We start from the raw sequence: 22,349 nt of genomic DNA on the forward strand, positions 1-22,349 counted from the left end.
GGCCCGCGCCAGGTCACCGTCGGCGACCCGGACTCGTCGCGGTGACAGGGACATCGCGCCCGGGCCCCCTAGGATGGCGACATGGCCACCGCGATCCAAATTCTCGGCTGGGCCCACTGGGGTGGGCTCGCGCTGATCGTCATCGGGTACATCATGAGCCTCGCCCAGGGGGTGATCCACCCCGTGATGGTGTGGGGTGCGCGCCTCCAGCTCCTCCTCGGCCTCGCGATCGTCGCCGTCATGGAGATGAACGGTGGCGGTCTCGATCACATGTGGGTGGGGATCAAGCTCGTCGTCGCGCTCGCGATCGTCGCCCTGTGCGAGATCTCGGCGGCCCGCGCGCGCAAGGGCCGCAACCTGCCCGTCCTCATGCACGTCGCCGCCGGCCTCACCGCCGTCAACGCCCTGTACGCGATCTTCGCCCTCTGACGACGCTCGCTCCGGCGACGACGGCCCTCCCGTGATGGCCGTGTTCCCTTGATCCCCTGGCCCTTCGACCACTCGGGCCGACACGACGAAACCGGCGCCCTCCGCTTCTTGCGGTGGGCGCCGGTTCCTCGTTCCGGACGTGCGACGGGTGGCCGTGCGGCCGGTGCGGTGGACGAGTCCGCTCCATGCCCGTCGAACGCGGTGATCGCGGTGGATTCGAGATCACACGTCCGTGCTGAACGTGGACGCGCTTATCGCGCGATCACCTCACAAGTCCGAGAAATCATCACTACCGGACCACCTCCTTTCCTGTGTACTCACGACGGTAGAACCGGTCCCGGGGGGTGCGCAACGGATTAATCCGGGGGAGTCCTCGGCGGACACACCGTCGCGTCGTCACGGCCCGGCGACCGAGGTCTCGGCCGACCCACCCCGGAGTCAGGCACCTCCGCGTGCGCGCAGGCTGAGCCACCACGCGGCGGCGACGTCGGGGTCGTCGAGGTCGACGTCGAGGATCTCGCGCACGATCCCCATCCGGTGACGCATCGAGTTGCGGTGCAGCCCGAGTTCCGCGGCGGCCTGGTCGATGCGACCGCGATGGCGAAGGTAGGCGGCGAGCGTGGCGACGAGGTCGGCGCGCGGGTAGGACGCGAGCGCCTCGACGCGGGCCTCGTCGACGAGCCCGACGAGACCGGTCGCACCGTCGACGAGGCCGGCGAGCCCCTCGAGGCCGCCGGCACGGTCCGCACGGCGCGCCGGTGCGGCGAGGTCCCGCCACGTCCCCGGAGGCGTGTGGACGAGCGCCTCCTCCGCGCGGGTGAGCAGGCGAGGGAGGTCGGCCCAGGACCCCGTCGCGGTGAGCACGCCCCCGGTCGGGCCCTCGCCCCGGTCCATGGGTTCGGCAGCACCGGTGGTCGTGTCACCGGTGGTCGTGTCGGCTGTCGCCCTCTCGGGGTCGGCGGCGGCCCCGGTCCGATCCGCCGCGGGGCCGGCCCGGCCGTCGCGTCCGTGCCGTCCGTGGCGACGCAGCGCGTCCCAGGCGCGCGCGGCACCGCGGTCGTCGAGGACGAGCAGTGCGGGTTCGTCCGCCGAGGCCCCTGGGGCACAGACGTGCTCCGCGGCCACCCGATCGAGGTGGCTGCGGGGGAGGTCGCGGACGAGCGCGACCCGCACCCGGTCGGGGGTGGGTCGCCCCAGACACGCGCCGAGGTCCCCCGCGGCGCCGACATGGCCGAGACGCGCCAGGGTGCCGAGGACGAGGGGCAGGGCCGAGGGCAGGGCGCCGGACGGCCTCGCCCACCGCTCCTGGAGCTGCAGCAGCGCGCTCGCGGTGACGAGCAGGTGGCGGGCGTGCGTGGGGAGGGGGCGGGGACGGGCGACGAGGAGGTATCCGTCGAGGTGTCCCTCCCGGCCGAGGCCGTGGACGAGGACGTCCTCCTGACCGAGGGGGAAGGTCGCCGCCGAGTGGGGGGCACTCAGCCGCATCCGGGTGATCTCGGAGATCGCCTGGCGCGCTCGCGGCGCGGCGGCGCGGGGGTGGACGTGGGCCACGGCGGCCTCGGGGTCGAGGACCGCCGACCACCCGCCGACCGACGTGGCGATCGCCCGCACGACGGCCGCGCCGGGGTCGTCGGTGAGGGCGGCGCGCACGAGGGCGTGGGCCGAGCCGACGGCCGCCTGCAGGTCGCTCTCTCGCACCGTCCCGACCTGACGCCAGAACTCCCGCACGACGGCCTGGAAGGGGGTGTGTTCCGGCACGACGAGAAGGGGGAGGCCCGCCCGCTCACAGGCCGGCGGCAGCCCCGGGGGTACGTGGTCGAACACCGGCCCGAGCCCGATCCCGAGGCCCACCACGCCACCGGCGGCGAGGCGGGCCGCATAGGCATGGAGGGGCAGGTCCTGGTCGAACAGCGTGAGCCCGGTGGTGAGCAGGAGCTCCCCGCCGTCGAGGAACGCGGTCGGGTCGGGCAGCTCGCTCACGTGGACTCCCGAGACCGCCGCGGCCGGCACGGGCACCGGTGCCACCGGCTGCAATCGGGTCGGGATGGCCTGGCACAGGCCGGCGAGCGTGACGACCATGGCACCTCCTTCGGGGTCCGCGCATGCGCTGTGCGTGGCGCACCACCGCGGTCCATTCTTCGTGCAATATGCACGATGACACGGATGCGGCGACGCTCCTAGCGTGGCGGCCATCACCGATCGTCAGGAGTCATCGTCACCGTGGACGACACCGCCGCACCGCACCGCACCTCGGGTGCCCCGCCGCGTCCGCTCGAGGGAATCCTCGTCGCGGACTTCTCGCGGGTGCTCGCCGGCCCCCTCGCGACGATGACCCTCGCGGACCTCGGCGCGACGGTGGTCAAGGTCGAGCGGCCGGGCTCCGGGGACGACACCCGCGCCTGGGGCCCCCCGTGGCGCACCTCGTCCGAGGCGGGAACGGTGGCCGAGGGCGCCGCGGCCGAGCAGGGAGCGGCGGCAGGCGCGAGGGCGTCCCGGGTCGCGACCTACTACGAATGCGTCAACCGCAGCAAGCGCAGCGTCACCCTCGACCTCACCGACGCCGAGGACCGCGCGCTCGCCAAGGAGCTCGCGCTGCGGGCCGACGTCGTCGTCGAGAACTTCCGCACCGGTGCCCTCGACCGCTACGGCCTCGGCTACGACGACGTCGCCGCGGAGAACCCCGGGGTCGTGTACGCCTCGGTGACCGGCTTCGGCTCGGGGGCGGGCGCCGACCTCATGGGGTACGACTTCGTCGTCCAGGCGGTCGGTGGCCTCATGAGCATGACGGGGGAGGCCGGCGGGACGCCGACCAAGGTCGGTGTCGCGCTCGTCGACGTGCTCACCGGCAAGGACGCGACGATCGGGGTCCTCGCCGCACTCACCGCGCGTGCCCGCACCGGGCGCGGATGCCGGGTCGAGGTCAACCTCCTCTCGAGTCTGCTCGGGGCGCTCGTCAACCAGGCGTCGGGCTACCTCGGCGCCGGTGCCGTCCCGCGGCCCATGGGCAACCGGCATCCCTCGATCGCGCCGTACGAGACCCTGCGGTGCCGCGACGGCCTCCTCGCCGTCGCGTGTGGCAACGACGGCCAGTTCGTGCGGATGGCCGGTGAGCTCGGCGCCCCCGAGCTCGCGGTGGACGCGCGCTTCACCCGCAACGCCGACCGCGTGACGAACCGGGAGGCGCTCGTCACGGCCCTCGAGGCGATCCTCGCGACCGACGACGCCGCCTCCTGGCAGCGTCGCTTCACCGCCGCCGGGGTCCCTGCGGGCGGCGTCAACGACCTCTCGGCGGCCTTCGCGCTCGCCGCCGATCTCGGGCTCGACCCCGTCCACGACCTCGGCGAGGCAGCCTCGCCGCAGGTGCGGCACCCCGTCACCTACAGCGAGCCCCTCCTCGCGGCGCCGGCGCCGCCACCGCGTCTCGGGGAACACGACGGCCCCGTCCGCGCCTGGCTGTCCGGGGCGCGCGACGTCCCCCTCACCTGAGGCCCGGCCCCTCCCACTCCGCGGCCGACATCCGTCCCCCACCCGAATCCCCCGAACCCTCCGACGAGAGACGAGAGAGCGAACCCATGGCCCACCCCACGCCCCCGAAGACGATCCACCCCCTCGACCTCGCCGACATCGACGACCTCCTCTCGGACGAGGAGAAGGCGATCCGTGACACCGTCCGTCGGGTCTGCGACGAGCACGTCGACCCCTACGTCGCCGAGTGGTTCGAGAAGGGTGAACTGCCCGTCGTCCGTGAACTCGCCCAGACGCTCGGTGGGGTCGGCCTCCTCGGCATGCACCTCGAGGGGTACGGCTGCGCCGGCATGAGCGCCGTCGACTACGGCCTCGCGTGCCTCGAACTCGAGGCGTCGGACTCCGGCATCCGTTCCCTCGTGAGCGTCCAGGGCTCCCTCGCGATGTTCGCGATCTGGCGGTGGGGCAGCGAGGAGCAGAAGCAGGAGTGGCTGCCTCGCATGGCCGCCGGCGAGGCCATCGGCTGCTTCGGCCTCACCGAGCCCGACCACGGCTCGGACCCCTCCTCGATGCGCACCCGCGCCCGCCGTGACGGCGACGACTGGGTCCTCGACGGCCGCAAGATGTGGATCACGAACGGCTCGATCGCCGACGTCGCCGTCGTCTGGGCCCAGACCGACGAGGGCGAGGGCGGCTCGGGCATCCGCGGCTTCGTCGTCCCGACGGACACCCCCGGATTCTCCGCGCCGATCATCCACCACAAGGCGTCGCTGCGGGCGTCGGTGACCTCCGAGCTCGTCCTCGACGGGGTGCGCCTGCCGGCCGATGCGGTGTTCCCCGAGGTCCGCGGCCTCAAGGGCCCTCTGTCCTGCCTCAACGAGGCGCGGTACGGCATCCTCTGGGGCGCGATGGGGGCGGCGCGGTCGGCGTTCTCCACGGCGCTGCGCTACTCGACGGAGCGGGTGCAGTTCGGCGACCCGATCGCCCGGTTCCAGCTCACCCAGAACAAGCTCGCGACGATGTCGATCGACCTCACCCTCGGCACGATGCTCGCCCTCCACCTCGGACGCCGCAAGGACTCCGTCGGCCTGCGCCCCGAGCAGGTGAGCATCGGCAAGCTCAACAACGTCAACAAGGCCCTCGAGATCTGCCGCACCGCCCGCACGATCCTCGGCGGCAACGGCATCTCCCACGAGTTCCCGATCATGCGCCACGCGGCCAACCTCGAATCCGTCCTCACCTACGAGGGCACCCCCGAGATGCACACGCTCATGATCGGCAACGCCCTCACCGGCATCCCCGCCTACCGCTGACCGCGGGAGACCGGGAACCGGCGACCCCGGGGCTCGTGGCGACCTCGGCGACCAGGCCCCGCCCTTCTCACCGGCACCTCGGTGCCGACCCGACCGCACCCGTTCGTCGACGCCGCACGTGAACGTGACCACGTGCGGCGTCGGCGCAGCAGGACGTGACCGACCGGATCGGCCCGGCCAGGGCCCCAGCAGAAAGCGCATCGATGACGATGAGCAGACAGCACGAGAAGATGGACAAGGTCCTCGGACGGTGGGACGTCCTCGCCGTCGCCTTCGGGGCGATGATCGGATTCGGATGGATCGTCCTCACGGGCACCTTCCTCAACGGTGCGGGCACGCTGGGCGCGGCGCTCGCCTTCGTGGTGGGCGGCATCGTCGTCGCGTTCGTCGCGTTGACGTACGCCGAGCTGGTCGCCGCCCTGCCGCACGTCGGCGGCGAACACTCCTACGTCTTACGCTCGATGGGGTCGCGGGTGTCGTTCTTCTGCTCGTGGACCCTCGTGCTGGGGTACGTGTCGGTGGTGGCGTTCGAGGCCGTGGCCCTCCCTCAGACCCTGCTCTACGTCTTCCCCGACATGCTCGTCGGGCAGATGTACACGGTGGCCGGATACGACGTCTACGCGAGTTGGGTGGCCGTCGGCGTCGTCGCCGCGATCGTGATGACGGCGATCAACATCATCGGCGTCCGACCGGCGGCGGTGTTCCAGACCGTCGCCGTGCTCTTCCTCGCGAGCGTGGGCGTCTTCCTCGTCGCGGGGGCGTTCATCGGCGGCTCGGTCGAGAACATGCAGCCGCTGTTCAACGGCGGCTCCGCCGGGTTCCTCGCCGTGCTCGTCGCGACGCCGTTCCTCTTCGTCGGCTTCGACGTCATCCCGCAGTCGGCCGAGGAGATCCACCTGCCGTACAAGAAGATCGGCGAGGCGCTCATCGTCTCCGTGCTGCTCGCCATCAGCTGGTACGTGATGATCATGCTGACGACGAGCTCCTCGATGCACGCCGTCGACCTCGCGAAGTCCGACCTCGCCGTCGCCGACGCGATCACCGCGATGTTCGGCCACCCCGCCTGGGGCACGCTCCTCGTCATCGGCGGCATCGCCGGAATCCTCACGTCGTGGAACGGGTTCCTCATCGGCGGCAGCCGCCTCATCTACGCACTCGCCCGATCCGGCATGTTGCCCGCGTGGTTCGGGCAGCTGCACCCGCGGTACCGCACCCCCGCCAACGCGCTGCTGTTCATCGGCGGCCTGTCGGTCCTCGCGCCCTTCTTCGGACGCAAGAGCCTCGTCTGGCTCGTCGACGCCGGCGGCCTCGCGATCGTCGTCGCCTGGATCATGGTCGCGCTCGCGTTCATCGTGCTGCGCAAGCGCGAACCCGACATGGAACGGCCCTTCGTCACCCCCGGCGGCACGGTCACGGGCGTCATCGCCGTCGTGCTCGCCGCGGCCATGGCCGTGCTCTTCCTGCCGGGGATGCCGGCCGCGCTCACCGGGCCGGAATGGGTCATCGTCGCCGCGTGGACCGTGCTGGGCGTGCCGCTCATCCTCCGGATCCCGCACATCAAGGGCGGCGCCGATGCCGAGCACCGCCTCATCGAGGCGACGCACGCCCGGTGGGGCGAGGAGGGCGCGCACGAGGCGCCGGCCGAGATCACCCGTTACCACGGTGACCATCCGTCGCCCGTCCACGCCGACGGTGCGTCCGTGGACGAGTCGGCTCGCTCGGACGGCGGGTCCTCGGGTCGGGGCCACGACCCCGCCTGAACCGTGGCCCTCCGACCGGACGTCGGTCGCCGTGGTGGCCGCGGCCGCGGCCCACGGGGAAGGACGGTCTCGGGGACGCCTCGTGCGACGGCCGGCGTGGAAGGGGTGTCGGGCGGCGGACATAGACTCGGACCCACGATGAGCCTCTTCGACGAACTCCCCGATCTGGATCTGCCGCCCTCGTCCGCCACGCCCCCGTCCGGGTCCCCGGCGCGCCGGCGTGCCGCCTCCGCCCAGGCGGTCGACGACGCCGGGGTGCCGCTGTGGGCCGTCGGTGGTGAGGGCTCGCCGAAGGCCGCCGGGGTGGCGACCGGCCCCCGGGCCGCCGGGCCCACGGCCGGACGGGGCACATCCTCGGAGCCCGACGTCGAGACCCTGCTCGCCGGGCTCAACCCGCAGCAGCGGGAGGCCGTCGTCCACGAGGGATCGCCGCTGCTCATCGTCGCGGGCGCGGGCTCGGGCAAGACCCGGGTCCTCACCCACCGCATCGCCTACCTGCTCGCCCGCCGGCACGTGCATCCGGGGCAGATCCTCGCGATCACGTTCACCAACAAGGCGGCCGCCGAGATGCGGGAGCGGGTCGAGGCGCTCGTCGGTCCGCGGGCGAGGGCGATGTGGGTGAGCACGTTCCACAGTGCGTGCGTGCGCATCCTGCGCAAGGAGGCCACCCGCGTCGGGCTGCGCAGCAACTTCTCGATCTACGACGCCGCCGACTCCCAGCGCCTCATGGCGATGGTGATGCGCGATCTCGACCTCGACCCCAAGCGCTACCCCCCGCGCTCGTTCAGCCACCAGGTCAGCAACCTCAAGAACGAGCTCGTCGACCCGGAGGAGTTCGCCACCCGCGCGAGCCGCGAGGACGCGAGCCCCGGCGACTCCGTGCTCGCCGACGCGTACACGCTGTACCAGCGCCGCCTCGCCGAGGCGAACGCGATGGACTTCGACGACCTCATCATGACGACGGTCAACATCCTCCAGGCCTTCCCCGACGTCGCCGAGTACTACCGTCGCCGGTTCCGCCACGTGCTCGTCGACGAGTACCAGGACACGAACCACGCCCAGTACGTCCTCGTGCGCGAGCTCGCCGCACCCGTCGAGGTCGGGCCGGGGGAGCACCCCGTCGCGCCGGGGGAACTCGTCGTCGTCGGCGACGCCGACCAGTCGATCTACGCCTTCCGCGGCGCGACGATCCGCAACATCGTCGAGTTCGAGGCGGACTACCCCGACGCCCGCACGGTGCTGCTCGAGCAGAACTACCGCTCGACGAACACGATCCTGTCGGCGGCCAACGCCGTCATCGCGAAGAACACCTCCCGCCGTCCCAAGCGGCTGTGGACCGACGCCGGCGACGGCGCCAAGGCCATCGGGTACGTCGCGGACTCCGAGCACGACGAGGCCGCGTTCGTCGCGCGCACCATCGACCGGCTCGCCGACGACCACGGCGTGCGTCCCGGTGACGTCGCGGTCTTCTACCGCACGAACGCGATGAGCCGTGCGCTGGAGGAGGTCCTCGTCCGGGTCGGGCTGCCGTACAAGATCGTCGGCGGCACCCGGTTCTACGAGCGCCGCGAGGTCAAGGACGCCCTCGCCTACCTGCGGGTCATCGCCAACCCGGCCGACACCGTCAACCTGCGACGCATCGTCAACGTGCCCAAACGCGGCATCGGCGATCGGGCCCAGGCGTGCGTGTCGATGCTCGCCGAACGGGACGGGCTCTCGTTCGTCCAGGCCCTCGCGATGGCCGAGGACGCGCCCGGCATCGCGACCCGCTCGGTCGCCGCGATCGGCAGGTTCACCGCGCTGCTCGAGTCGCTGCGGGAGGTGCGGGACTCCGGCGCCGGGGTCGGTGACCTCCTCGAGGCCGTCCTCCACCAGAGCGGGTACCTCGACGAGCTGCGCGGCAGCCGCGACCCCCAGGACGAGACGCGCCTCGACAACCTCGCCGAACTCGTCGGCGTCGCCAGGGAGTTCGACGAGGCCGCGCAGGCCGAGGGCACCCCGGGCACCCTCGACGAGTTCCTCGAACGCGTCTCCCTCGTCGCCGACGCCGACGAGGTGCCCGACGAGGCCGTGGCCGACGGGGCGCACGCCGGCGCCGCCGACGACCAGGGCACGGTCACGCTCATGACGCTGCACACGGCCAAGGGCCTCGAGTTCCCCGTCGTGTTCCTCGTCGGGCTCGAGGACGGCACCTTCCCGCACGCGCGGTCCCTCGTCGACACCGACGAGCTCGAGGAGGAACGCCGTCTCGCCTACGTCGGCATCACCCGCGCGCGCGAACGGCTGCACCTCTCGCGGGCGATCGTGCGCTCGGCGTGGGGGCAGCCGCAGTACAACCCGCCGTCACGATTCCTCGGCGAGATCCCCGAGGACCTCATCGACTGGGAGCGCGGCGACGCCTCCTCGATGGGCGCCTCGGCGATCGACACCCGCAAGGCGCCGGCGATCGCCACGCTCGCGGCCCGTCCCGGGGTGCGCACGCCCGGCAGCCGGCCGATCCCGTCGCTCAAGCCCGGTGACCGCGTCAACCACGACTCCTTCGGCCTCGGCAAGGTCGTCCGCGTCGAGGGGGAGGGCGACCGCACCATGGCGCACGTCGACTTCGGTGGCGAGGCCGTCAAACGACTGCTCCTGCGCTACGCCCCGCTCGAGAAGCTCTGAGCGGCGCGGGATCCGCGGACCTTCCGGGATCGCCCCCGGGGATCGCCCGACGTCTCCGGGCCGCCTCGGGGCATCGGATCTCGCCGCGTCGGTTCGTCGCGTCGATCGCCGGGGCCGAACCCGGCCGGGACAGTTCGCCTGGGATGCCGGCCGATGTCCCGCCCCGGCGGGTGGACCGCGGAGGGGGATTCAGTCGGAGTCCGACTTCTCCGACGTCGCAGACCTCTCCGTCTTCTGTGCCTTCGGCGGCGTCGTGGCCGCCGGGTTCTCCACCGGCACGATGCCCCGCGCCTTCAGCCACGGCATGGGGTCGAACGGGGCGCCCTCGGCGGTCCGGACCTCGAAGTGCAGGTGCGGTCCGGTCGATCGCCCGGCGTTGCCGAGGATGCCGATCGGGTCGGCGGCCTCGACCTTCTCCCCGACCTCGACATCGATCCGGTGCAGGTGGCCGTAGCGGGTGAAGCCGCCGTCCTCGTGGCGGATCTCGATGACACGTCCGTAGCCCGAGGCCGGTCCGGCCATGGTCACCGTTCCGGGGGCCACGGTGCGCACGACCTGCCCGACGGGGCCGGCGAAGTCGACGCCCGCGTGGAGGCGACCCCACCGTGGGCCGAATCCGGAGGTGAAGCGCGTTCCCTCGACGGGCCGGGCGAACCCGGCCTTGGCACCGAGCGTCGCGCGGGCGGTGGCGCGGGAGGCGCGGGCCTCCGCGTCGAGGCGGGCCGCGATCGCGGGGGAGAGGACGGACGTCGGCGGGAGGCCCTCGGCGGCGGCGCCGGCCGGGGTCGCTCCGGGCTTGGTGAGCGTGGCGATAGTGTCGGCCGACACCACCTCGCTGGGGGCCACGGCGTGGGCCCCCTCGCCCATGTCGGCGGGAGCCGCGTCGACGTGGGCCGCGCCGCCCTGCTCGAACGCCGCGGGTGCCGCGACGAGGTGCCCCGACAGCGCACCGGCCACGGGCTCCGTCACGTGGGTCGTCACGTCGGAGGCGGCACGCGCGGCGTCGGCCGGCGAGGTCGCCTCGCCGAAGGCCAGGCCGAGACCACCGATGGTCACGCCGGCGGCGAGCGCCACCGTGAGACGACGACCCGCCCGCCGGCGCCGGCGGGCGGCGTACTGGGACCCGTCGTCGTTCTCGGCATCCTCATGGGCGGCTGCTGTTGGGGCGCACTCGGAGGCGTTCGCCCCGGGGTGACGTGACGTCGTCGGCATGGCACCTCGACCGTGAGTAGGGGGTCCGTCTTGGACCATCGACCACCTCACTATGCATGGTCACGATCCGATCACGAAAGCCGTCTTGGACGATCGTCCGGTATGTCACGTTCGTGGGGTCGTCACGTCGGTCATCGTCTCGATCGGCGGATCCGGTGGCGGATCTGCAGGTTTCGTCGGGGTGCGGCGTCGGCCTCCACCGGGCGACCGCGGCCGCGCCGTGAGGGTGCTCACAGGGGAGTGCCCGAGTGCCGCGGGTCGCCGACGAAGGGTGTGCGCACCCACGTACCGAGACGCCGGGAGGCGCCGGTGAGGCGTCCGCGGGGCGGTGGTCAGGTGTCGGCGAGGTGGCGGCGGGGCCCGTGGGAGCGGGGCGAGGCGGGTCGGCGAGAGCCGTGCGGGACTTCGGTCCTCTCCGGCCCCTCGGTCACCTCGTGACGGCTACGCTGTGGCACATGAGTGAATCTCCGTTGCGCATCGTGGTGGCCAAGCCCGGACTCGACGGGCACGACCGTGGCGCCAAGGTCATCGCCCGGGCACTGCGTGACGCCGGGATGGAGGTCATCTACACCGGCCTCCACCAGACTCCCGAGCAGATCGTCGAGGCGTCGATCCAGGAGGATGCCGACGCGGTGGGGCTCTCGGTCCTCTCCGGTGCGCACATGACCCTGTTCGCCAAGACGATCGAGCTCCTCAAGGAGCGCGACGCCGCCGACATCACCGTGTTCGGTGGCGGCATCATCCCCGAGGACGACATCCCTCAGCTCACCGACATGGGCGTGGCCAAGGTGTTCACCCCGGGCGCCACGACGACCGAGATCGTCGACTGGGTCAAGGCCCACGTCTCGGCCTCCTGAACCGCCGCTCGTCCCCGTCCAGCGGCCCCCGCGTCCACGACCGGGGGTCGCTTTTCTTCGTGAGCCGCCTCACCCCGCATCGACCGATGCCCGCCGCACGTTTCGGCTGGTCTGCATCGTTAGACTCCCCTCGGACGTCTATCCATCGATGACGAGGAAGTGCCGTGGATCTTTTCGAGTACCAGGCCCGTGACATGTTCGAGAGGCACGGTGTCCCCGTGCTGGCAGGCAAGATCGCCACGACTCCGGCGGAGGCGAAGGCTGCCGCTGAGGAGATCGGCGGAAAGAGCGGCGGTGTCACCGTCGTCAAGGCCCAGGTCAAGACCGGAGGCCGCGGCAAGGCCGGCGGCGTCAAGCTCGCCAAGTCCGCCGACGAGGCGGAGCAGATGGCCGAGCAGATCCTCGGCATGGACATCAAGGGCCACACCGTCCACACCGTGATGATCGCCCAGGGCGCCAAGATCGCCGAGGAGTACTACTTCTCCGTGCTCCTCGACCGCGCCAACCGCACCTACCTTGCGATGTGCAGCAAGGAGGGCGGCATGGAGATCGAGCAGCTCGCCGTCGAGCGCCCCGAGGCCCTCGCCCGCATCGCCGTCGACCCCAACACGGGCATCGACGAGGCCAAGGCCAAGGAGATCGTCGAGGCCGCCAAGTTCGACGCCGAGACGGGCGAGAAGATCGTCCCCGTCCTGCAGCGCCTCTGGGACGTCTACAAGGGTGAGGACGCGACGCTGGTCGAGGTCAACCCCCTGGTGAAGCTCGAATCCGGTGAGATCGTCGCCCTCGACGGCAAGGTCACCCTCGACGACAACGCCGCCTTCCGTCAGCCCGAGCACGCCTCGCTCGTCGACGAGGCCGCCGAGGACCCGCTCGAGGCCAAGGCCAAGGCGCTGAACCTCAACTACGTCAAGCTCGACGGCAACGTCGGCATCATCGGCAACGGTGCGGGCCTCGTCATGAGCACCCTCGACGTCGTCGCCTACGCGGGTCAGGACCACACCGGCGGTGCGAGCAAGCCCGCCAACTTCCTCGACATCGGCGGCGGTGCCTCCGCGGAGGTCATGGCCAACGGCCTCGACGTCATCCTCAACGACGAGCAGGTCAAGTCCGTCTTCGTCAACGTCTTCGGTGGCATCACCGCGTGCGACGCGGTCGCCAACGGCATCGTCGGCGCCCTCAAGACCCTCGGCGACACCGCCACCAAGCCCCTGGTCGTTCGTCTCGACGGCAACAACGTCGAGGAGGGCCGCCGCATCCTCGCCGAGTTCGATCACCCGCTGGTGACGGTCGAGGCCACCATGGACGGCGCCGCCCGCAAGGCCGCCGAGCTCGCCGCCAAGTAATCGACGACCTGAGCAGAAGGACAGACACACTCATGGCAATCTTCCTCGACTCCGACTCCAAGGTCATCGTCCAGGGCATGACCGGCTCCGAGGGCATGAAGCACACGACGCGCATGCTCGCCTCGGGCACCAAGATCGTCGGCGGCGTCAACCCCAAGAAGGCCGGCCAGACCGTCAGCTTCCCCGAAGGCCAGGAGATCCCGGTCTTCGGCACCGTCGCCGAGGCGATGAAGGAGACCGGCGCGAACGTCTCCGTCGTCTTCGTCCCGCCGGCCTTCGCCAAGGCCGCCGTCGTCGAAGCGATCGACGCCGAGATGCCGCTCGTCGTCGTCATCACCGAGGGCATCGCGGTCAAGGACACCGCGGAGTTCTTCAACTACTGCAAGGACAAGGGCACGACGCGCATCATCGGCCCCAACTGCCCCGGCATCATCAGCCCCGGCAAGTCGAACGCGGGCATCACCCCCGCCGACGTCTCGGGTCCGGGCAAGCTCGGTCTCGTCTCCAAGTCGGGCACGCTCACCTACCAGATGATGTTCGAGCTCCGCGACATCGGCTTCACCACCGGCGTCGGCATCGGTGGCGACCCCATCGTCGGGACGACGCACATCGATTGTCTCGAGGCGTTCGAGAAGGACCCCGAGACCGTCGGTGTCGTCATGATCGGCGAGATCGGCGGCGACGCCGAGGAGCGCGCCGCCGCGTGGATCCAGGAGAACATGACCAAGCCCGTCGTCGGCTACGTCGCGGGCTTCATGGCTCCCGAGGGCAAGACGATGGGTCACGCGGGCGCCATCGTCTCGGGTTCCTCCGGGACGGCGCAGGCCAAGAAGGAGGCCCTCGAGGCCGCCGGTGTCAAGGTCGGCAAGACGCCGTCCGAGACCGCTCAGCTCATGCGCGAGATCGTCCAGAGCCTCTGACGCCTCTCGCTCCGCCTCGACGGCCGGATCCCCGTTGCGGGGGTCCGGCCGTCGGTCTGTGGCCGGGGACTTCCGGGCCGTGACCGCGCCCGGCGGCCCTCCGGCGACATGAGCGACGGGGGTCGGGGCGGTGCTCTCGACCGACGACGGAGTGCCGGGCGAGGGCGGCGGTTCGGACGCCGACGCCGTCCTAGAGGACGACGGCGAAAAGGGCGCCGAGACCGAGGAACGGTCCGAGGGGGATCGCGGTGCCCCGGTGCGCGGCGCCGCGGACGAGAGCGCAGAGCGCCACGAGGGCCGCGAGGAGCCAGGCGAGGGCAGCACCGGTGAGCAGGGTGTCCCAGCCGTGCCAGCCGAGCACGGCGCCGAGCGGACAGGCGAGCTTGACGTCGCCGAGGCCGATCCCACCGAGGACGAGGGCGGCGACGAGCAACGAGAGCGACGCGACGACCCCGGCGAGGAGCGCGCGCCGACCGGCCTCACCGCCGGGGCCGAGAAGACCGGTCGCGGTGAGTCCGAACGCCACGAGCACGGTGCCCGTGAGGGGGACGGTGAGGGTGTCGGGCAGCCGGTGGACCGCGACGTCGATGCCGGCGAGGGCCACCGTGGCGACCCCGACGAGGAGGTGGAGTCCGAGGACGAGGCGTTCGGTCACCGTGTCGTGCGGGAGGATCAGGACGAACCACGCCGCCGTCGCGACCGTCGGCACGAGAAGGGCCCCGGCCGGGAGGCGGCGGCGGGGCACCTCACCGGCCCGGAGGTGGGTCCCGCGTCGGTGGCAGGACTCGAGCCCCACGCCGGTGAGCGCGGCGAGCACGACGGCCGCGACGAGGAACGACGGATCGGGGTGAGGCATTCGCGCTCCTTCCCGCGGGACGTGTCGATTCGTGTGGGCGTTGCGGCGGGTCGCCGGCGCTCGGGGGCGACGGGACGCCGCCGTGGTGACCGGAGGGCGACACGTCGCGCCGACCGCTCGTGCGTCGACCTGGCGAGTCGATTCCTCCCGCGTCGATCTCTTTCGCCGATTCCTCAGGGGTCCCTCGCGTCGCGTCGTGCGGCGCACCGTCCCCGGACCCGAGGGTGGCACCCCGACGGGGGCGGGTGGGTAGGGCCGGCGCGGTCGTCCACAGCCGCGGCCCCTCGACCTGGCCGCTCGTCACGCACGGCGTGGCCGTCCGGCGTGGGAACGCGGTGGCGCGCGTGGGTCGGGCGAGGATGAACGTCCTATGCGTGACACCCTGATGCGTGTGAGAGAGCACCCCGGCCCGTCCTCGGAGGAAGAGGTCCTGCCCGACTGGTTGATCGCCGGTGGATCCGGCGTCGGCGCAGCCGTCGTGTCGGCGACGATGGTCGTCGTCCTCGCCGTGCTGGGGTGGCTGACGGGCGCCGGCGGCTCCGAGTCCGCCGGCACGACCGTCAGCGCCGGGCTCGCGGCCTGGTGCTTCTCCCACGGTGCTCCGCTCGCGCTCGACAAGGGCAGCGTCGGGCTCATCCCCTGGCTGCTCACCGGGTGGCCGCTGCTGTGTGCGTGGTTCTCGGCGCAGCGGGTCGTCCCGTCGCGCACCACCCGCTCACCCCGCATGCGGGGGTTCGGCGGGGTACGCCGCGACGTGGTGGCGACGATGGCGTCGTTCGTCGCGGGATACGTCCTCACGGGTGTCGTCATCGGCTTCGGTGCCCACCTCGGCGGGGCGCGACCGTCGTTCGCCGCCACGATCCTCGGGGCGTTCGTCGTGTCCGTGCTCGCGTTCGGACTCGCACTGCGACCCGGGTTCCACGGCCACCTCGGTGACCTCGCGCCGCGCGTGGAATGGGCGCGGCGCGAGTACGTGCCCACCTGGGTCGGGCACGCGATCCGCCCCGCGGCCGGAGCCGTGATCGCGACCCTCGTCTCGGGCGCGCTGCTGGTCGTCGTCGCGATCGCGCTCTCCGCGTGGCAGGTCGGCGAGGTGTACGCCCGGTTGGGCGGCGGGATCGTCGGGGGCACGTTGCTCACGCTCATCCAGCTCGGCTATCTGCCGACGCTCGCGGTCTGGGGAGCCTCGTGGCTCGCCGGTCCGGGATTCGGCCTCGGCGGTGACACCGCGGTCACGTGGTCGCATTCCGGGCCCGGGGTCATCCCGATGGTCCCGGTCCTTGCGGCCGTGCCGCCTCCCGGTCCCATGCCGGGGTGGACCCCGGCCGGCATCGCCGTCCCCCTGCTCATCGGCGTGCTCCTCGGGTGGTCGTGCGCGCGGCACAGCGAACGCACCTGGGCGGCGCGGATGCGGGTCACCGGGGTGGCGATCGCGCTCTACGCCCTCGCGATGCTCGTCATCTCCGTCGCGGCCTCCGGGCCCGTGGGTGCCGGGCGCTTCGCGCACGTCGGCGTCGACCCCGTGCTCACGGCGCTCGCCCTCACCGGCGAGGTCGGCGGCGTCGCCCTTCTCGTCGCGTCCGTCACCGGTGTGCGTCTCGCGCGTCGCCGAGAGGCCCCGTCACGTGACGAGGCGCGGGCCGAGGGCCGTGCGTCGACCCGACCCGACGTCGACGACCCCTCCGCCACCCCGGACGGGACGCGGGGCACGCGTCGGCGCACCGAGGTCGTCGAGACCCCTCCCCGCAGGACTGCCCGCGCGGGCGAGCGCGACGACGCTCCGAGGTCTCCGGGGGCGGACGGCCGTGACGGTGGCTCTCGCCGGAGGGTCGACGCCGCCGGACCCGATCGGTCCCCGACCCGGCGCCCGCGGAACGGCGTCGCAGGTCGCCCGGGCCCCGATGCGGACGCCGCTCGGCGTCGTGAGGGTGCGCCGCCGCGCGAGACCACGGGCGGCGGGGGGCGACCCCGCCGGTCATCGGGCGCTGACGGTCGAGAGGAGTCCGCGCCGCCCGGCACGGACCGCGGTGCGGGTGGTCGTCCTCGTCGGGACGGGGAGGCTGCTCGCCGCGACGAGCCCACGCGGTCTCGCGCGAGCTCCGGCGGGGCGCGGCGGCCCCGGGCGGCGGCCGACGCCGTCCGACGTGACGAGGGTGCGCCGTCCGAGGGCAACGGCACGGGTGGCGCGGTCCGCGGCCGTCGAGAGGAGCGGGGCGAGCGGATCGACGAGCGTCCCCCGCCTCGGACGGCCGAGGGCGAGGCCCGACGTCGTCGGCGACCCTCGGCGGAGGAACCCCGCGACGCGGATGTGACGGGGAACGGGCGGGAGCTCGGACGGGACGCCTCGGCGAGCGATCGCGCCCTGCGGCGTCGAGGCCGATCGCCCCGACGGGATCGGTGACCCCCGCCGCCGCCTGCACCCCTGGCAGCCACCCCTCCCTCGGCGATGACGTCATCGAGCCGACCCGGCCGCACCCGTAGAGTTCGGTCCATGCGTGTCGTCGTGCTCGTCTCCGGTGGTGGAACCAACCTGCAGGCCCTTGTCGATGCTGCGGCCGATCCGGCGTACGGCGTGCAGATCGTCGCCGTCGGAGCCGATCGTGACGGTATCGAGGGCCTCGCCCGCGCGGAACGAGCAGGCATTCCGACCTTCGTCGTCCGCGTGCGTGATCACCGCGACCGCGTCGCCTGGGACGTGGCGCTCGCCGAGGAGGTCCTGGCGTTCGAGCCTGACCTCGTCGTCGGCGCTGGGTTCATGAAGATCCTCGGCGCGGCGTTCCTCACCCGTTTCGACGGCCGCGTCGTCAACACCCACCCGGCGCTGTTGCCCAGCTTCCCCGGAGCTCATGGGGTCGCCGACGCCCTCGCCTACGGGGTGCGCGTGACGGGTTGTACGGCTCACTTCGTCGACGCGGGCGTGGACACCGGGCCGATCATCGCCCAACGCACCGTCGAGGTGCGCGACACCGACACCGAGGAGTCCCTCCACGACCGCATCAAGGTCGAGGAACGAGCGATGCTCGTCGAGGTCGTGGGACGCCTCGCCCGCGAGAGCTGGACCGTCGACGGTCGACGCGTGCGGGTCGGCGTCGCCGGCTGACCGGACGCCCGGTGCCGCCGTCGACCATCGATGCCGAGGCAGGGGCGCCGCTGCCGACGCGACCGACCGCGACCGTGGTCGTCCGCACCGATCGTCGGCGCCAGGCCACGTCGCCCGCCACGCTCTCGGCCCGTCGGGGTCACTCGGCGCCGCCCCTCTCGACGCTCCGCCCTCGTCCCGCCGATGACCCGGCATCGACCACGGGGCGCGGTCCTCTCGACGCGGGCGGCGTCGCGAGCACGTCGGCGGCGGACATCCCGCCGCCCGCCGGCTTGGCCGGAGCCTCGCCCTGCGCCGGTGGCTGCTCGCGCCGCCGCAGGCCGGCTCTCCTCGGTCGGCCGACCGGGTCTTCTTCGTTCACGAGACCGTGCGTCACCTCCCTGCAGCGACCGACGGCACAGGCGGGTGACACGCGGCGATAGGGTGGGGGCACACGACTGGCGCGGGTGGGTGACCACCGGGGAGTGTCGCCGCCGGCATCGCCCGCCTGGGTGCCGCAGCACGAACGAGTTCCGTCCACGAGACCTCACAGGAGCGCGCGCATGCCCCCCACCCCTGCCCAGACCACCGAGTCGGCCCCCGAGACCCGTCGCCCGATCCGCCGGGCCCTCGTCTCCGTCTACGACAAGACCGGCCTCGCCGAGCTCGTCACGGCCCTGCACGAGGCGGGAGTAGAGCTGGTCTCCACAGGTGGCTCCGCCGCGGCGATCGAGAAGCTCGGGCTGCCGGTCACCCGCGTCGAGGAGCTCACGGGCTTCCCGGAGTGCCTGGAGGGCCGCGTCAAGACCCTGCACCCCCGCGTCCACGCCGGGCTCCTCGCCGACACCCGCAAGGCCGATCACCTGCGCCAGCTCGACGAGCTCGGGGTCGCCCCGTTCGAGCTCGTCGCGGTCAACCTCTACCCCTTCCGGGAGACCGTCGCCTCCGGCGCGACGCCCGACGAGTGCGTCGAGCAGATCGACATCGGCGGCCCGTCGATGGTCCGCGCCGCGGCCAAGAACCACCCGAGCGTCGCCGTGCTCACCTCGCCCGCGCAGTACGCGGACGCCGTCACCGCGCTCGGCCGGGGCGGGTTCACCCTCGCGGAGCGCAAGCGGCTCGCCGCCGACGCCTTCGCCCACACCGCCGCCTACGACGTGGCCGTCGCGAGCTGGATGGCGCAGGGGTACGCCGACACCGACGACGGCACGGGCTTCCCGGCGTTCACCGGTTCCACCTACGAGCGCGTCCAGGGACTGCGCTACGGCGAGAACCCCCACCAGAGCGCGGCGCTCTACCGCAGCGGCGAGGGCGGCGGCATCGCGGGCGCGACCCTCCTGCACGGCAAGGCGATGAGCTACAACAACTACGTCGACGCCGACGCCGCGTGGCGCGCCGCGCACGACCACGGTGACGTGCCGACCTGCGCCGTCGTCAAGCACAACAACCCGTGCGGCATCGCGATCGCCGACGAGGGCGACGACATCGCGGAAGCCCACCGCCGCGCCCACGAGTGCGACCCCCTGTCGGCCTTCGGCGGGGTCATCGCGACGAACCGCACCGTCACGGCGGCGATGGCGACGACGGTCAAGGACATCTTCACCGAGGTGGTGGCCGCCCCCGGGTTCGACCCCGAGGCGCTCGAGATCCTCACCGCGAAGAAGAACATCCGCCTCCTGCAGGTGGGCTCGCCGGATTCGGACGACCCGCGCGGGTCCGGGACCGAGTTCGAGCAGCGTCCCATCAGCGGCGGCCTGCTCGTGCAGAGCGTCGATCGCATCGACGCCGAGATCGAGGAGAAGGACGACGACGCGCCCACCGCCGGGCACGGCGACGACGCCTCCCGCTGGACTCTCGTCGCCGGGGACGCCGCCGACGGGAGCACACTGCGCGACCTCCAGTTCGCCTGGCGCGCAGTCAGGGCGACGAAGTCGAACGCGATCCTCCTCGCCTCGGACGGGGCCTCGGTCGGCGTCGGCATGGGCCAGGTCAACCGCGTCGACTCCTGCCGTCTCGCCGTCGAGCGCGCGGGGGAGGAGCGGGCCCGTGGTGCGGTCGCGTCCTCCGACGCCTTCTTCCCGTTCGCCGACGGCCCGCAGATCCTCGTCGACGCCGGCGTGCGGGCGATCGTCGCGCCCGGGGGGTCCATCCGCGACGGCGAGACCATCGACCTCTGCCGCGAGCGCGGCGTCACCCTCTACTTCACCGGGACGCGTCACTTTGCCCACTGATTCATCGCCGGTTCCTCCCGCCCCGGCCTCCGCGGACCCTGCACCTCCCGCCCGCTCCGGCCTCACGCCGGAGCGGGCGAGCGGTGTCGTCATCGTCGCGGGCATCGCGACGTTCATCGCCGGCGCCCTCGGCGCCGTGCAGTCGCGCGCCAACGGCACCCTCGCGACGGTGTTCGGCTCGGCGATCGACGCCGCACTCTGGTCGTTCGGCAGCGGGTGGCTCCTGCTCACCCTCGCGATGCTGCACCCGAAGGTCCGAGGCGGCCTCGTCGAGGCCCACCGCGCCTATCGCGGCGACAGCCTGCGCTGGTGGATGTTCCTCGGTGGGCTCGGCGGCGGCTTCTTCGTCGTCGCCCAGACGTGGAGCGTGCCGCAGATCGGGGTCGCGCTGTTCACGATCGCCATCGTCGGCGGGCAGACGCTCAACGCCCTGCTCGTCGACTCGGTCGGACTCGGACCGGCGGGCAAGGCGCCCGTGACGTGGACCCGGGTGCTCGGTGCGCTCGGCACGATCGCAGGCGTCGCGCTCGCCTCGCTCGGGCGCGGCGGAGGAGACCACGCGCTCGTCCTCGCGCCGGTGTTCCTCGCCGTCGTCGCGGGGGCCGGCATGGCCGTGCAGCAGGCGATCAACGGCCGGGTCAACCGGCACTCCGGAAACATCGTCTCGACGACGTGGGTGAATTTCACGTGGGGACTCGTCCTCATCGGCGGGGTGCTCGTCGCGCAACTCGTCCGCGGGACGTGGAGCGCGCCCCGCACGTGGGACTCCCCGGCGTGGACGTTCCTCGGCGGCGTCATCGGCATCGTGTTCGTCGGCGTCGGCGCCCTCGTCGTCCACTACCTCGGGGTGCTGCTCGCGACCCTGCTCACCCTGTCGGGCCAGCTCATCGGCGCCGTGCTCGTCGACGTCCTCGGGGGCGCCTCCCATCTGTCGCCACTCGTGCTCGTCGGCGTCGCGGTCACGCTGACCTCCGCGGCGTTCGCCGCCGTCGCCGGCCGCCGCGCCACCGTGCGCCGCGCCCGGGCGGCGGCCGCCGCCCCACCGGCCGCCGCCTGACCTCGGCACCTCCGCCCCGCGTCACCTGCCACGTCGCACGGGCCACGTCTGCGGACGTCGGGGTCCCGGCCGGTCGTGGCACGAAGCGGGAAGCCTGACCCCCCGGTTGCGACCGGGCTCGCGACGTCGGCCCCGGTCACGGTCGTCCGTGCGCGTCCCGGCGGCGGTAGGACCCCCGGTGGTGTTCCCGGTTCGTGCCGGGTGGCAGTCCAGTTGAGCAGCGGCGTGGGCGCCGGGAGCTCGCCCGAGGCGTCTCCCGTCGGAGGCGCGGGCTCAGCCGGCCTCGGTGAGCGCGGTGACGAGCACGGCGTCGTCGGGGTCGGCCTCCACCGCATAGGCGTTGACGAGGACGACAGCCGCCCCGACCCGGCGCACGGCGACGTCCTGGACGACCTCGACGGTGCGGGTCGTCGGGGTCGCGGTGGGTCCGGACGCCGCGACGGGCACGACGAGCGGCACCCTCTGCCGCCAGGCCACGGTGCCCGACGGCGCCCCCTTGAGCGCGCGCTTCTCGACCGCGAACGTGCTCTGGCCCTTGTCGTCCTTGGCGGTGTACGTCGTGCAGCCCGGCATCTTCCGGGCGAGGGCCGCCACGACCCGTTGTGCCGTCGCGTCGGGGTACACCCGCACGTGCTGTTCGAGATAGGGCCCGCCGGATGACCGTCGCCAGTTCTGCTGTGCGCCGTCGACGGGCTCGGAGGGTTCGAGGTCGACCCCACACACGGTCATCCGGTAACCGCGGGTGTCGCGGGCCTTCGTCGCGGTCCAACCCGACGGAAGCGCCGAGGTCGGCACGAGCAGCGGGGCGGCGCTGCCGTTGCCTCCCTTCATCCGCCACACGGTGTCGGCAGGGGCGTCGGCCTCTCCGCTCGTCGCGCCGGGGGCGGGTGTCGAGGCCGTGGGGGATCCGGCGGCGGGATCCGAGGGGGCCGATGACGTCGCTGTCGGAGCGGGGGAGGGGGGCTGCGTGCCCGGGGTGAGGGTCGCAGCTCCTGTCGTCGACAGGGGGGCCGTGGGCGGGAGGCCCAGCCCGCCGCACCCTGCGAGGGTCGCGGCCGCGAACACGGTTGCGACAAGGGAGGATCGGCGAGTTCTCACCTCGCGAGGATAGAGAGGCCGGTCCGGCGCGGACCAGCGCGCTGGGATACCGGGCACGACAGCGG

The 22,349-nt window shown here is 72.8% G+C and carries 16 protein-coding genes; 12 read left to right on the plus strand and 4 right to left on the minus strand.

Annotation, left to right across the window (positions count from 1 at the left end; all coding sequences use genetic code 11):
• Positions 1-81: 81 nt before the first annotated feature.
• Positions 82-429, plus strand: a complete 348-nt coding sequence (locus tag RT054_RS02895; protein WP_312718979.1) for a hypothetical protein — start codon at positions 82-84, stop codon at positions 427-429.
• Between the two features lie 438 nt (positions 430-867).
• On the opposite strand, the gene RT054_RS02900 is transcribed toward RT054_RS02895, so the two are convergent.
• Positions 868-2,508 carry a helix-turn-helix domain-containing protein gene (locus RT054_RS02900; protein WP_313022100.1) on the minus strand — a complete coding sequence of 547 codons (1,641 nt, stop codon included), beginning with the start codon at positions 2,506-2,508 and terminating at the stop codon, positions 868-870.
• A gap of 141 nt (positions 2,509-2,649) precedes the next feature.
• Between RT054_RS02900 and RT054_RS02905 the strand changes: the two genes are divergently transcribed.
• The 4 genes from RT054_RS02905 (at position 2,650) to pcrA (ending at position 9,628) form a co-directional block, all read left to right on the plus strand.
• Positions 2,650-3,915 carry a CoA transferase gene (locus tag RT054_RS02905; protein WP_313022101.1) on the plus strand — a complete coding sequence of 422 codons (1,266 nt, stop codon included), beginning with the start codon at positions 2,650-2,652 and terminating at the stop codon, positions 3,913-3,915.
• Positions 3,916-4,001: 86 nt separating this feature from the next.
• Positions 4,002-5,207, plus strand: a complete 1,206-nt coding sequence (locus RT054_RS02910) for an acyl-CoA dehydrogenase family protein (protein ID WP_313022102.1) — start codon at positions 4,002-4,004, stop codon at positions 5,205-5,207.
• 209 nt (positions 5,208-5,416) lie between these two features.
• A complete protein-coding gene (locus RT054_RS02915; RefSeq protein ID WP_313022103.1) occupies positions 5,417-6,967 on the plus strand; it encodes an APC family permease in 1,551 nt (516 codons plus the stop codon).
• A gap of 138 nt (positions 6,968-7,105) precedes the next feature.
• The gene (gene pcrA / locus RT054_RS02920; protein WP_312718971.1) at positions 7,106-9,628 is read left to right on the plus strand and encodes a DNA helicase PcrA; all 2,523 of its coding nucleotides are present in this window, start codon (positions 7,106-7,108) and stop codon (positions 9,626-9,628) included.
• Positions 9,629-9,817: 189 nt separating this feature from the next.
• On the opposite strand, the gene RT054_RS02925 is transcribed toward pcrA, so the two are convergent.
• Complete coding sequence (locus tag RT054_RS02925) at positions 9,818-10,840, minus strand: M23 family metallopeptidase (RefSeq protein WP_313022104.1); 1,023 nt, start codon at positions 10,838-10,840, stop codon at positions 9,818-9,820.
• 455 nt (positions 10,841-11,295) lie between these two features.
• On the opposite strand from RT054_RS02925, the gene RT054_RS02930 reads away from it, so the two are divergent.
• The 3 genes from RT054_RS02930 to sucD all read left to right on the plus strand — a co-directional run bounded on the left by RT054_RS02930 (position 11,296) and on the right by sucD (position 13,963).
• The gene (locus tag RT054_RS02930; protein ID WP_312718969.1) at positions 11,296-11,697 is read left to right on the plus strand and encodes a cobalamin B12-binding domain-containing protein; all 402 of its coding nucleotides are present in this window, start codon (positions 11,296-11,298) and stop codon (positions 11,695-11,697) included.
• A 164-nt stretch (positions 11,698-11,861) separates the two neighbouring features.
• Positions 11,862-13,043: an ADP-forming succinate--CoA ligase subunit beta gene (gene sucC, locus RT054_RS02935; protein WP_313022105.1), complete on the plus strand. Its 1,182-nt coding sequence runs from the start codon at positions 11,862-11,864 to the stop codon at positions 13,041-13,043.
• 32 nt (positions 13,044-13,075) lie between these two features.
• Positions 13,076-13,963: a succinate--CoA ligase subunit alpha gene (gene sucD / locus RT054_RS02940; protein ID WP_312718967.1), complete on the plus strand. Its 888-nt coding sequence runs from the start codon at positions 13,076-13,078 to the stop codon at positions 13,961-13,963.
• A gap of 190 nt (positions 13,964-14,153) precedes the next feature.
• On the opposite strand, the gene RT054_RS02945 is transcribed toward sucD, so the two are convergent.
• On the minus strand, positions 14,154-14,819 hold the full coding sequence (locus RT054_RS02945; RefSeq protein ID WP_313022106.1) for an A24 family peptidase: 666 nt from the start codon (positions 14,817-14,819) through the stop codon (positions 14,154-14,156).
• A 370-nt stretch (positions 14,820-15,189) separates the two neighbouring features.
• On the opposite strand from RT054_RS02945, the gene RT054_RS02950 reads away from it, so the two are divergent.
• The 4 genes from RT054_RS02950 to RT054_RS02965 all read left to right on the plus strand — a co-directional run bounded on the left by RT054_RS02950 (position 15,190) and on the right by RT054_RS02965 (position 21,186).
• Positions 15,190-17,220 carry a DUF6350 family protein gene (locus RT054_RS02950; RefSeq protein ID WP_313022107.1) on the plus strand — a complete coding sequence of 677 codons (2,031 nt, stop codon included), beginning with the start codon at positions 15,190-15,192 and terminating at the stop codon, positions 17,218-17,220.
• Positions 17,221-17,310: 90 nt separating this feature from the next.
• Positions 17,311-17,919 carry a phosphoribosylglycinamide formyltransferase gene (purN, locus tag RT054_RS02955; RefSeq protein WP_312718962.1) on the plus strand — a complete coding sequence of 203 codons (609 nt, stop codon included), beginning with the start codon at positions 17,311-17,313 and terminating at the stop codon, positions 17,917-17,919.
• 542 nt (positions 17,920-18,461) lie between these two features.
• A complete protein-coding gene (gene purH / locus RT054_RS02960; protein WP_313022108.1) occupies positions 18,462-20,129 on the plus strand; it encodes a bifunctional phosphoribosylaminoimidazolecarboxamide formyltransferase/IMP cyclohydrolase in 1,668 nt (555 codons plus the stop codon).
• Complete coding sequence (locus RT054_RS02965) at positions 20,119-21,186, plus strand: DMT family transporter (protein ID WP_313022109.1); 1,068 nt, start codon at positions 20,119-20,121, stop codon at positions 21,184-21,186. The genes purH and RT054_RS02965 overlap by 11 nt, the downstream gene beginning before the upstream one ends.
• A 273-nt stretch (positions 21,187-21,459) precedes the next feature.
• Here RT054_RS02965 and RT054_RS02970 read toward each other — a convergent pair whose 3' ends face one another.
• Entirely contained in the window at positions 21,460-22,017 is a 558-nt protein-coding gene (locus RT054_RS02970) for a hypothetical protein (RefSeq protein ID WP_312718958.1), read from the minus strand.
• Positions 22,018-22,349: the final 332 nt, after the last annotated feature.

Origin of the sequence: Mobilicoccus sp. (assembly GCF_032060985.1) — a bacterium.
Classification (GTDB): Bacteria; Actinomycetota; Actinomycetes; order Actinomycetales; family Dermatophilaceae; genus Mobilicoccus.